Annotated in this window: 11 protein-coding genes; 9 read left to right on the top strand and 2 right to left on the bottom strand. The window is 70.2% G+C overall.

Features of this window, described 5'->3' with window-relative positions:
• Positions 1-808: 808 nt before the first annotated feature.
• Positions 809-2,596, bottom strand: a complete 1,788-nt coding sequence (locus ABZW60_RS23945; protein ID WP_355480219.1) for an AMP-dependent synthetase/ligase — start codon at positions 2,594-2,596, stop codon at positions 809-811.
• 105 nt (positions 2,597-2,701) lie between these two features.
• Here ABZW60_RS23945 and ABZW60_RS23940 point away from each other — a divergent pair, with 105 nt between their 5' ends.
• From ABZW60_RS23940 to ABZW60_RS23905, 8 genes are all read left to right on the top strand, one after another.
• Complete coding sequence (locus tag ABZW60_RS23940) at positions 2,702-3,169, top strand: hypothetical protein (protein ID WP_355480217.1); 468 nt, start codon at positions 2,702-2,704, stop codon at positions 3,167-3,169.
• Positions 3,170-3,173: 4 nt separating this feature from the next.
• Positions 3,174-3,605 (top strand): SRPBCC family protein, encoded by a 432-nt coding sequence (locus ABZW60_RS23935; RefSeq protein WP_131342091.1) that lies wholly within the window; start codon positions 3,174-3,176, stop codon positions 3,603-3,605.
• A 4-nt stretch (positions 3,606-3,609) separates the two neighbouring features.
• Entirely contained in the window at positions 3,610-4,920 is a 1,311-nt protein-coding gene (locus tag ABZW60_RS23930) for an ArsA family ATPase (protein ID WP_355480215.1), read from the top strand.
• Positions 4,917-5,309: a hypothetical protein gene (locus tag ABZW60_RS23925; RefSeq protein ID WP_355480213.1), complete on the top strand. Its 393-nt coding sequence runs from the start codon at positions 4,917-4,919 to the stop codon at positions 5,307-5,309. The genes ABZW60_RS23930 and ABZW60_RS23925 overlap by 4 nt, the downstream gene beginning before the upstream one ends.
• Positions 5,300-6,271, top strand: a complete 972-nt coding sequence (locus tag ABZW60_RS23920) for an ROK family glucokinase (RefSeq protein ID WP_355480211.1) — start codon at positions 5,300-5,302, stop codon at positions 6,269-6,271. The genes ABZW60_RS23925 and ABZW60_RS23920 overlap by 10 nt, the downstream gene beginning before the upstream one ends.
• Positions 6,272-6,341: 70 nt before the next feature.
• Positions 6,342-7,472, top strand: a complete 1,131-nt coding sequence (locus ABZW60_RS23915) for an ROK family glucokinase (protein WP_355480209.1) — start codon at positions 6,342-6,344, stop codon at positions 7,470-7,472.
• Positions 7,469-8,176 (top strand): endonuclease/exonuclease/phosphatase family protein, encoded by a 708-nt coding sequence (locus ABZW60_RS23910; RefSeq protein WP_355480207.1) that lies wholly within the window; start codon positions 7,469-7,471, stop codon positions 8,174-8,176. Before ABZW60_RS23915 ends, ABZW60_RS23910 begins: the two co-directional genes overlap by 4 nt.
• Before the next feature lie 69 nt (positions 8,177-8,245).
• Entirely contained in the window at positions 8,246-8,722 is a 477-nt protein-coding gene (locus tag ABZW60_RS23905) for a hypothetical protein (protein ID WP_355480205.1), read from the top strand.
• Here the strand turns inward: ABZW60_RS23905 and ABZW60_RS23900 are convergent.
• A complete protein-coding gene (locus ABZW60_RS23900) occupies positions 8,719-9,468 on the bottom strand; it encodes an enoyl-CoA hydratase-related protein (protein ID WP_355480204.1) in 750 nt (249 codons plus the stop codon). The two genes, ABZW60_RS23905 and ABZW60_RS23900, sit on opposite strands and share 4 nt — an antisense overlap.
• A gap of 105 nt (positions 9,469-9,573) precedes the next feature.
• Between ABZW60_RS23900 and ABZW60_RS23895 the strand changes: the two genes are divergently transcribed.
• Entirely contained in the window at positions 9,574-10,863 is a 1,290-nt protein-coding gene (locus tag ABZW60_RS23895; RefSeq protein WP_355480203.1) for a DUF3883 domain-containing protein, read from the top strand.
• Positions 10,864-10,865: the final 2 nt, after the last annotated feature.

Here is a 10,865-nt window from a genome sequence, read left to right as displayed (position 1 = left end):
CCGACGACCGCGGCGCAGGCAAGTACACCTGGCACCGGCCGACGACCGCGGCGCAGGCAAGTACACCTGGCACCGGCCGACGACCGCGGCGCAGGCAAGTACACCTGGCACCGGCCGACGACCGCGGCGCAGGCGGGTACGCGCAGCACTCGTACAGGCTGCGCTCGTACACCCAGCGGTTGCTGTCCGCATCAGGGAGGGCGGGATCCTTCACTGGCCGCCTGCAGCGTGGTTCGTTCTGTCGGCAGGACCAACGGGCGAGACAACCGCCCGCTGGCGGACGGATCCACCTCGCATGTTGTTTCTTGTAGGCCATCGGCACACCGGCGAGTTCGTGGGCGGCGTCTGTCTGCTGCCGCTCGTGGTGGCCGTAAACGGCCTGCCGCGGCAAGTGCGGACAGCGTCGCTCGACCCAGCCCTCGAGTTGCTCGGTCCGGCTCGTGGACGTCGGTGCCGACTGATGCGCTACATGTCCCGGAATACGGCCGGCTGACGGTCTGCCGCAGGTATGTCGGCGTCAGCGACCTGCAGGTGCAACCCGCGGCGGCGGGTGCCCAGAGACCCGCGGCCGGTCGACGAGAACCTGAGACACCTGCCGATCAAGCCGGTGACAGTCAGACAAACCTATGGCCGATCGGCGAAGCCGGCCGCGTCGGCGGACGGCCAGACGCTCTCCCTCGGTCTCCGGGGACCCGGAACACGCCAGGCAGCACAGTCGAACTTGCGGCTGACCACTGAAGCCAGCCACCACTCCAAATCCTTTGCTTCTTTGATCTTTCCTTCAAGCTCTTCCCCGAAGAGCTCTTACCTACTTCGCGTAGAGGGCCTCGACGTCTGTGCCGTACTTCTCCATCACGATGTGGCGGCGCAGCGACAGCTTCAGTGAGAGCTCGCCGGACTCCTGGGTCCAGTCGATCGGCAGGATCGAGAACTTCTTGATCGCCTCGGCGTGCGACACCGAGCCGTTGGCCTCGTCGACCGCCTTCTGCAGCTCGGCGATCAGGTCCGCGTCCTGGGTCAGCTCGGCCGGGTCGGTCGGCTTCCCGCGCTCGGTCGCCCACGGCACGATGGTCTCCGGGTCGATCGTGATCAGCGCCGCGATGAACGGCTTGCCGTCACCGACGACCATGCACTGGCTGACCAGCGGGTGCAGCCGGATCTGGTCCTCGAGCAGCGTCGGGGCGACGTTCTTGCCGCCGGCCGTCACCAGGATCTCCTTCTTCCGGCCGGTGATCCTGATGAACCCGTCGACGTCGAACTCACCCAGGTCACCGGTGTGGAACCAGCCGTCGGCGTCGATCGCGGCCGCGGTCGCCTCGTCGTTCTTCCAGTAGCCCTGCATCACCTGGCCGCCCTTGAACAGCAGCTCGCCGTCGTCCGCGACGGCGACGGTCACGCCGGGCAGCGGCCGGCCCACGGTGCCGATCCGGATGTCGTCGGGCAGGTTCACCGATACCGCGGCGGTGGTCTCGGTCAGGCCGTAGCCCTCCAGGACCGGTACGCCGATGCCGCGGAAGAAGTGGCCGAGCCGGTCGCCGAGCGGGGCGCCGCCGGACACGGCGTACTGCACCTGGCCGCCGAGCACCGCCCGCAGCTTGCCGAAGACGAGCCGGTCGAACAGCAGGTGCTTGGCCTTCAGGCCGAACGACGCGCCGCCCTTGTCCTGGGCCTGCGAGTACGCGATCGCGGTCTCCGCGGCGGCGTCGAAGATCTTCCCCTTGCCGTCGGCGTGCGCCTTCTGGCTGGCCGAGTTGAACACCTTCTCGAACACCCGCGGCACGCTCAGGATGAACGTCGGCCGGAACGCGCCCAGGTCGTCGACCAGGTTCTTCACGTCGGCGCTGTGCCCGACCTTGACCCGCTTCATCACGCAGCCGACCTGGATGATGCGGGCGAACACGTGCGCCAGCGGCAGGAACAGCAGCGTGCTCGCGCCGGAGGTGTCGAACAGGTTGTCGAGGATCTTCACCGCGGGGTTGAGCTCGTCCAGGAAGTTCGCGTGGCTGATCTTGCAGCCCTTGGGGCGGCCCGTCGTCCCGGACGTGTAGATCAGTGTGGCGAGATCGTCGGGCGTGACCGCGGAGCGGCGCTTGTCGAACTCGGCGTCGCTGACGTCCTGGCCGAGCGCGGTCAGCTGGTCGACGGCGCCGGCCTCGATCTGCCAGACCTCTTGCAGCGCCGGCGCCTCGGCCCGGGCGGACTCGACCACCGCGCCGTGGGTCGCGTTCTCGACGACGGCGACGACCGCCTCGGAGTCGGTCAGGATCCACTGGATCTGCGACGTCGACGAGGTTTCGTAGATCGGCACCGTGACCGCGCCGATGCTCCAGATCGCGTAGTCGACCAGGGTCCACTCGTACCGCGTCGGGCTGAGCAGGGCGACCCGCTCGCCGTGCTTCACGCCGGCCGCGATCAGGCCCTTCGCGACACTCGCCACCTGCCGCGCGAACTCGGCGGCGGTGACGTCGGTCCAGGTCGCGCCGGTGCGGCGACTGAACACGGCGGTGTCAGGATGGGAGGACGCGTTCGCCCACACCGGGTCGCTCAGGCTCCCGGTGGGCGGCTCTGTCACAGCAGGAACGGTGTACTCACGCATCCGCGTCTCCTCAGTCGGTCACGAATTGTCGACTTCCGGCGCACGCTACAGTCACCTACCCACAAGTAGCCACCTTTATGTGACCCACGGAACTAGGTTCTAGCCATGCCACAGCTCGACATCAGTTGCGACGACCTGGTCGTTGCTGATCCAGCCTACGTCGCCGAGCGGCTCGGTTCGGACACCCTCTGGCGCGAGTGGTGGCCGGACCTCACCCTGACGCCGTCCGAGCGGCGCGGCCCGGAAGGCGTCCGGTGGGCCGTCACCGGCGCCGCGACCGGTACGGCGGAGTGGTGGCTCGAGGCGGTCCGCGACGGCGTCGTCGTGCACTGGTACCTGCGGGTCGACCCCGCGAAACCGGTCCGCGGCCGCGCGGCCGAACGCTTGAAGGAGCGGTACGTCGCGGCGTACCGGCAGCGGCTGTGGGCGTTCAAGGACGAAGCCGAAGCGGGCCGCGCGGCGGGCGAACGCCGTCCCGGGGCCGATCCCGCGATAGTCTCCGGTCAGGACATCGGCGCCGGCACCACCCGGCCCGGCGGCCCCCCGCACCAGACCCGACCGGCGAAGAGGTGAATCGATGGCGGAACAGACCACCTCGACCATCCAGGTGAACGCGACCCCCAAAGAGATCATGGCGGTGATCGCGGACTTCGCGGCGTACCCGGAGTGGGCCGACTCGATGCGGGAGACCGAGGTGCTGTCCACCGACGAGGCCGGCCGGCCGAACAAGGTGCGGTTCAAGGTCGACGCCGGCGCGATCTCCGACGAGTACACGCTGGCCTACGTCTGGTCCCGCAACGAGGTGACCTGGACGCTGGTCGAGGCCAAGATGGTGAAGGGTATGGACGGCGCCTATGTCCTGAAGGACCTGGGCGCGGAGGGGACCGAGGTGACGTACCGGCTGGCTGTCGACGTGGCGATCCCGATGATCGGGATGCTCAAGCGCAAGGCCGAGAAGGTCATCATCGACACGGCCCTGAAGGGCTTGAAGAAGCGCGTCGAGTCGTAAGCCAGTGACTCGGGTTCTGCTGTATACGGGTAAGGGCGGCGTAGGCAAGACCACGTCCGCCGCGGGCACAGCCACGCTCGCGGCGCTGCGCGGGCTGCGCACGCTGGTGCTGTCGACGGACGCCGCGCACTCGCTGTCGGACGCGTTCGACAGCGAGGTCGGTCAGGAGCCGACCGAGATCGACGACCTGCTGTTCGTCCAGCAGATCGACGCGCAGCGCAAGTTCGAGCAGTCCTGGGGCGACATCCAGCGTTACCTGCGGTCGGTGCTGCACACGGTCGGGATGGATCCGATCGAGGCCGAGGAACTGACCGTGCTGCCGGGCGCCGCGGAGGTGCTCGCGCTGCTCGAGGTGCGCGACCACGTCCGGTCCGGCCGCTGGGACGTGATCGTCGTCGACTGCGCGCCGACCGCCGAGACGCTGCGGTTGCTGGCGCTGCCGGAGGCCCTGAACTGGTACCTCGAACGGATCTTCAACGCCGAGCGCAAGATGATGCGCACCTTCCGCCCGTTCCTGAACCGCGGCTCGAGCATCCCGATGCCGGACGACACCGTCTTCGACGCGCTGCGCCGGCTGCAGGCCGACCTGTCGGACATCCGCACGCTGCTGGCCGGCCCGGACGCCTCGGTGCGGCTGGTGCTGACGCCGGAGGCGGTCGTGGTCGCCGAGGCCCGGCGCTCGCTGACCCGCCTGTCGCTGTACGGGTACCGCGTGGACGGCGTCGTCGCCAACCGGGTGTTCCCGGCGGCCGGTGCCGACACGTGGCGCCGGCAGTGGGTCGCCGCACAGCGGGGCATCCTGGAGGAGGTCGCGGACTCGTTCCGGCCGTTGCCGATCTGGGAGTCGCCGTACCGGGTCTGTGAGCCGGTCGGTGTCGAGGAGCTGGCCGCGTTCGCCGTCGAGATGTACGGCGGGGACGACCCGTTCGCGCGGGCCACCGACGACACGTCGCTGTGGGTGGACCGGCACATCGACACCGACGGCCGGACGTACACGCTGACCATGCCGTTGCCGTTGGCATCCGCCGACGAGCTGGAGCTGGCCAGGCACGGCGACGAGCTGATCATCACCGTCGGGTCGTACCGGCGGGTGCTGCCGCTGCCGGCCGCCCTGGCGCGCGGCGTGGTCGCGGGCGCGCGCCTGGACGAGGGCCGGCTGCAGGTGCGGTTCTCGCCGCGGGAGACCGCGCGGCCGGTTGTTGCTTCGCCCGAGGTGCCAAGCGGATCCGGGCCGCTGGAGTCGGCGCAGGAGCTGGCCCAGGGGCTGACCGCCGAGTACCACGAGCAGCTGAGCCGGCACGAGGCCGCGCGGTGAGCAAAGAACCCGTCGGCTCCGTCGCGGAGGAGGCGGCGAAGCTGTTCGCCGTACTGCAGAACGCCGCCAAGGACGCGCCGCCTGCTGAGGAGAGCGCGGCCGAGCACGAGCACAAGCTGGGGCCGGACTGCGTGTGGTGCCCGGTCTGTCAGCTGATCCACCGGGTGCGGAACACCAGCCCGGAGACGATCGAGCAGCTGTCGACGGCCGCCGCGCACGTGCTGGGCTCGTTGAGATCTCTGCTGGAGGCCGCCTCGGACGCGGCCCGGCAGGCGCGGGAGGACGCAGCGTCGCGGTCCACCCCACCGGAGGAGGAACCGGCCCAAGAAGCGACCCGGTCCCGGGTGGACCGGATCGACGTGAGTGAGGACCCCGAACCATGGGACTGACGATCGGCATCGATGTCGGCGGCACGAAGATCGCCGCCGGCGTGGTCGACGAGACCGGCGCCATCATCGCGCGGACGCAACGCGACACCCCCGCCGACTCGACCGACGCGACCGCGGCGGCGATCTGTGACGCGGCCGCCGAGCTGATCGCGGCGAACGACGTGGCAGCCGTCGGGATCGGCGCGGCCGGGTTCGTCTCGTCGGACCGGTCGACGGTGCTGTTCGCGCCGAACCTGGCCTGGCGCGACGAGCCGCTCGGTGCCCGGGTCGCGGACCAGCTGAGGGTCCCGGTCGTGGTCGAGAACGACGCGAACGCGGCGGCCTGGGGCGAGTTCGCGTTCGGCGCCGCCCGGGACGTCGAGCACATGGTGTGCATCACGGTCGGCACCGGTATCGGCGGCGGTGTGGTGATCGACGGGGAGCTGCTGCGCGGCGCCCACGGCGTCGCGGCCGAGCTCGGCCACATGCGCGTCGTACCGGGCGGGCACCGGTGCGGCTGCGGTTCCCGCGGCTGCCTGGAGCAGTACGCCTCCGGCAAGGCGCTGGTGCGCGAGGGCAGGGCGCAGGCCGAGTCGGGCTCGCTGGCGGCGGTACAGATGCTGAGCGTCTGCGGGATCACCGACCCGGCCGAGCTGACCGGCCCGATGATCACCGACGCGGCGGTGCAGGGCGACCCGTGCGCGGTCGAGCTGCTCGACGACCTGGGCCGCTGGCTCGGCGAGGGCGTCGCGAGCCTGGCGACGATCTTCGACCCGACGCTGGTCGTGGTCGGCGGCGGGGTGAGCGCGGCGAAGGACCTGATCATGAAGTCCGCGGTGCAGGCGTTCGAGAAGGTGCTGCCCGCCAAGGCCAACCGCCCGCACGCGCCGTTCACGCTCGCCGAGCTGGGCAACGACGCCGGCCTGATCGGCGCCGCCGACCTGGCCCGGCAGCCCGCCGCGGTGCCGTCGGCGTCCCGATGATTGTCCTGACCTGGGATACTGGAGCCAAGGCACACCCAGGCCCGGCGGGGGTCGCGAGGAAGGTCGAACCTTGGCTCTGACACAGGCTTTGACGATCGGGATCGACATCGGCGGGACGAAAGTGGCTGCCGGCGTGGTCGACCCCGAGGGCAACATCCTGGACCGGTTGCGCCGCGACACGCCGACCAAGGACCCCAAGGAGACCGAGGACGCGATCGCCGAGATCGTCCACGACCTGGAGTCGCGGCACGACGTGATCGCGGTCGGCATCGGCGCCGCCGGGTTCGTCGACGGCACCCGGTCGTCGGTGCTGTTCGCGCCGCACCTCGCCTGGCGGCACGAGCCGCTGCGGGACGCGGTCGAGCGCCGGCTCGGCCTGCCGGTCGTGGTCGAGAACGACGCCAACGCGGCCGCCTGGTCGGAGTGGCGGTTCGGCGGCGGCCAGGGCGAGAGCCACCTGGTGTGCGTCACGCTCGGCACCGGTATCGGCGGCGCGATCCTGAACGACGGCGCCCTGCAGCGCGGGAAGTTCGGGATCGCGGGCGAGTTCGGGCACATGCAGGTCGTGCCGGGCGGCCACCGCTGCGAGTGCGGGAACCGCGGCTGCTGGGAGCAGTACGCGTCCGGCAACGCGCTCACCCGGGAGGCCCGTGAGCTGGCGGTGTCCGGCTCGCCGGTGGCGCACAACCTGCTGCGGGCGGCCGGCGGCGACCCGCTCAAGATCAACGGCCCGATGGTGACCGAGCTGGCCAAGGACGGCGACCCGGTCGCGGTCGAGCTGCTTGAGGAGGTCGGCCGCTGGCTCGGTGTCGGTCTCGCGAACCTGGCCGCCGCGCTCGACCCGGGCACGTTCGTCATCGGCGGCGGTGTGTCCGACGCGGGCGAGCTGCTGCTGGCGCCGGCGCGGGAGGCGTTCAAGCGGACGCTGACCGGTCGCGGGTTCCGCCCGGAGGCGCGGATCGTGCGCGCAGTGCTCGGTCCGGAAGCGGGTCTCGTCGGTGCGGCCGACCTGGCGCGTGAAGAGGCCACCTGGTTGCGCCGCGTCCGGGTGAAGACCACGGCCGTCACCGCCAAGACGGCCGCGGCGCGTGGACGCTCGACGCGCCTGGAGCGGGCGGCCCGCAAGTCAGCGGGACGCCGTACCGGGATGCGCGCCGCCGCCTCCGACCACGACCTCCACCACGCCGACCCTGACGCATGACCGACGGCTCCCTCCGGGTGCTGTCGTACAACGTGCACCGCTGGGGTGACGACCGTACGGCGCTGGCCCGGGTCGTGCGGGCGTGCGCCCCGGACGTGATGCTGGTCCAGGAGGCGCCGACCTGGTTCGGGACGCGGCGCAAACGGCGGGCGATGGCCGCGACGTTCGGCATGCGGTACGTCGCGGCCTCGGCCCGGAACGCGATCCTGATTGCTGACGGCATCGAGTTCGCCGAGCCGCTGCACTGGCGGATCTGGCGGCCGTTCGTCCGCCGCCGGCTGAACTTCATCGCCACGCAGCTCCCCGGCGGAGCCGCCGGCGGTTACGTTCTCGTCGGCACCACGCGGGTCGCTCTGGTCTGCTGCCACCTCGGCCTGCACATCCTTGGCCGCGGCCGCGAACTCGAGCAGATCCTGCGCCGCTGCCGGACCTTCGGCACGCCGTACCTGCTGGCCGGCGACCTCAACGAAGAGCCTGACGGCCCGGTCTGGAAACGCCTCGCCGAAGAGGGCCTCACCGACCTCGGCGCCGACGCCGGCCCCACCTTCAGCTCCACCAACCCCCACAAACGCATCGACGGCGCCCACCTGTCACCAACCCTCCAGGGCCGCACCCTCCCAACCCCCGCCACACCAGAGGACCTAGCCGCAGCCTCCGACCACCTCCCGATGCTGCTCGAACTCAGCTCCCGCGAGAGGCCTTGACGGTCGTTCGCCGGCGTGTGCACGTTGGGAGAGGTCCTGGCGTGCCAGGCGCCGGGGGAGGGGGACATCATGAACGGCTTCAGGCGGTGGATGGCAGTCGGCTCAGCGGGGGTGGCGCTGAGCTGTGTCGGTGCGACCGGAGCGCAGGCTGTGCCTGCCGTACCGGGAGGTCAGCCGTTTGAATTCTCGGCGCCGGCGGGGGAGTTCTGCGACTTCGCGCTGGCTGGTGCCGGCAAGAACGCTGCGCTCGTGCGGCCGGCGTCTCCGGGAGGCGATCTGATCGCGACCGGCCCTGTTGCTCTGACGGTGACGAACCTGGAGACCCATGCGTCGCGCAGCTACAACATCTCCGGACCGACGTTCGTCGACGCCGCGACCGGGCGACTGACTCTGACCGGCAACGCGCTGGTCGGGCAGCCGGCGAGCAACAACGCCGGGAGCACGTTCCTGGTGGTGACGGCGGGTCGCTGGGTCTTCACCCCGCAGAACACCGTCTACTCCAGCAGCGGCACCGTCGCGCACGACATCTGCGCCGAGTTGGGCTAGCCCTTCTTGCGGTTCAGGAAGGCGAGCATCGCTTCCTGGGCCGCGGGGGAGCCGAACAGGGAGGCGGACAGTTCGGCGAGGTCTTTGCCGCGGGCATCGATGTCGGCGAGCAGTTCGCGGTTGATGAGCTTCTTGGTCTCGCGCAGGCCCTGCGGGACGCCCTTCAGCAGCGACGTGAGCACGGTGTCGACGGCGCTGTCCAGGTCGGCGTCCGGCACGGTCAGCGTGAGCAGCCCGAGCCGCGCGGCCTCGAGCGCGTCGAAGCCGTTGCCGGTGAGGAACGTGTACGCCGCGGCGCGGTCCGTGAGCCGGGGGAGGACGGTCAGCGAGATCGTCGCCGCCGCGAGCCCCAGCCGTACTTCGGTCAGCGCGAACGTCGCGCTCTCCCCGGCCACGCTGATGTCCGCGGCCGCCACGATCCCGATCCCCCCGGCCCGCACCGGCCCGGCCACCCGCGCGACGACCGGCTTCGGGTTGGCGACGATCGCCCGCTGCACATCGACCATCCGCTGCGCCCCGACGCCCATCCCGACCGTCGTAGCCTCGGACAGATCCGCACCCGAGCAGAACACCTCCAGCGCCGACCGCACCACGATCACCCGCACGCCGTCGTCCGCCCCCGCCACCTCCAACCGCTCCAGCAACTCACCGGTCAACTGCTGCGACAGCGCGTTCTTGTTGTGCGGCGAATCCAACGTGATCGCCGCCACACCACCAGAGACGTCCAGGTGCACGAGTTCGGTCATTCCCACATCTAAGCCTATGGAGCAGGCGAGCTGTAACGGAGCACTGGTCGCGGCCGATAGTGGGGCTGCTCGACCATATGGCTGGGGACTAGGGGACGGTGCGGCATGGCTGTGAACTTGGCGCTGGCGGACGCCTACTTCGTCGACGCTGGTCAAGACCCGATGGGACGCACGTGGGTCGGCTGGGATCGATCCGAGAGCGACGAGGCCCTCTGGGCCGTCAATCGCGGCCGTTGGAGGCTTGACGAGCGAGCGCTGCTGCGGGAGCGGTTCGCGACGATCTCCTATCGCGGGGTCGTCCAGATCGTCGCTGAGCTGGAGGGCTACGAGTCCATGCTGGCGGATCCGAAACCCGGTCTGAAGAAGGCTCTGCTGGGCCGGGTACTCGCCCCCGGTGATCCCGTCAGAGACGCCCTGGTCGGCCGTTTGGTCGGCCGGCAACGCAACCCTGTGAGCTACATCGACACCTCCGACGTCGACAGCATCAGTGCCGCCGAGAGGGCGCGAACCTGGCCGGAGCGCGGCGATCACGCCTTCCTCGTGACGAACAATCCGGGCTTGTGGGCGTTGAACGACGATGAGTACGACGAGGACGTCCGCACCACCGCAGACGGCGGGTTCGTGCGTGGCCAGTGGTCCGTCGGTCCGAGAACGGGTGGAATCGAGCCTGGTGATCGCGTCTTCATGCTCCGCCAGGGCAGGGATCGGCGCGGGATCATCGCCAGCGGGACGTTCACCAGCCGGGTCTTCCAGGACGCTCACTGGGACGAGACCAGGTCGAACGACGCCAACTATGCGCTGATCGACTGGGACACACTGGTCGATCCGGAGGATGTTCTTCCGATCGAGCGACTGAAGGCCGAGCTCTCGGAGCAGCATTGGGAGCCGCAGGCGAGCGGGACCTCGATTCGCCAGGAGGTCCGGCGCCGGCTCGAACAGATCTGGGCGGGTCACCTCGGCCGACCGGTCTCACGACGTACCGCGCCCCGACAGGCCTGGCAGCTCGACCCGGTACGACGGAAGCAGGTCGAAGATGCCGCTCAGGACCGGCTCATGCGGCACTACCGTGACCTCGGCTGGCAGGTTCAGGACACCCGTCACGGCAATCCGTACGACGCCATCGCGGTCAGGGGCGCGGAGGTCAGGTATCTGGAGGCCAAGGGCACGGAGACCGTCGGACGAGCAGTCATCGTCACCCCGGGCGAAGTCGAGCACGCCCGCACTCACCCCGGGAAGTGTGTGCTGGGCGTCCTGTCCGACATCGAATTCACTGCCGCGGGCGAGCTGGTTCCGGGCAGCGGCATCTTCCGGATGTTCGACTGGTGCCCGGAAGCCACGGACCTGGTCGCTCGCTCGTACGACTACACCCTGAACGGGCATCCCCTGACGGATTGAGG

Source organism: Kribbella sp. NPDC003557 (assembly GCF_040610805.1).
In the GTDB taxonomy this organism is placed as follows: Bacteria; Actinomycetota; Actinomycetes; order Propionibacteriales; family Kribbellaceae; genus Kribbella.
Note: the sequence above shows the minus strand (reverse complement) of the source record. Positions and strands in the feature narration are given on the sequence as shown.

Bases quoted from the DNA above. Each gene is read 5' to 3' on its own strand.
- ABZW60_RS23905 (WP_355480205.1), top strand. From the start codon at position 8,246: ATGAACGGCTTCAGGCGGTGGATGGCAGTCGGCTCAGCGGGGGTGGCG.
- ABZW60_RS23920 (WP_355480211.1), top strand. From the start codon at position 5,300: ATGGGACTGACGATCGGCATCGATGTCGGCGGCACGAAGATCGCCGCC.
- ABZW60_RS23945 (WP_355480219.1), bottom strand. From the start codon at position 2,596: ATGCGTGAGTACACCGTTCCTGCTGTGACAGAGCCGCCCACCGGGAGC.
- ABZW60_RS23910 (WP_355480207.1), top strand. From the start codon at position 7,469: ATGACCGACGGCTCCCTCCGGGTGCTGTCGTACAACGTGCACCGCTGG.
- ABZW60_RS23895 (WP_355480203.1), top strand. From the start codon at position 9,574: ATGGCTGTGAACTTGGCGCTGGCGGACGCCTACTTCGTCGACGCTGGT.
- ABZW60_RS23940 (WP_355480217.1), top strand. From the start codon at position 2,702: ATGCCACAGCTCGACATCAGTTGCGACGACCTGGTCGTTGCTGATCCA.
- ABZW60_RS23900 (WP_355480204.1), bottom strand. From the start codon at position 9,468: ATGACCGAACTCGTGCACCTGGACGTCTCTGGTGGTGTGGCGGCGATC.
- ABZW60_RS23935 (WP_131342091.1), top strand. From the start codon at position 3,174: ATGGCGGAACAGACCACCTCGACCATCCAGGTGAACGCGACCCCCAAA.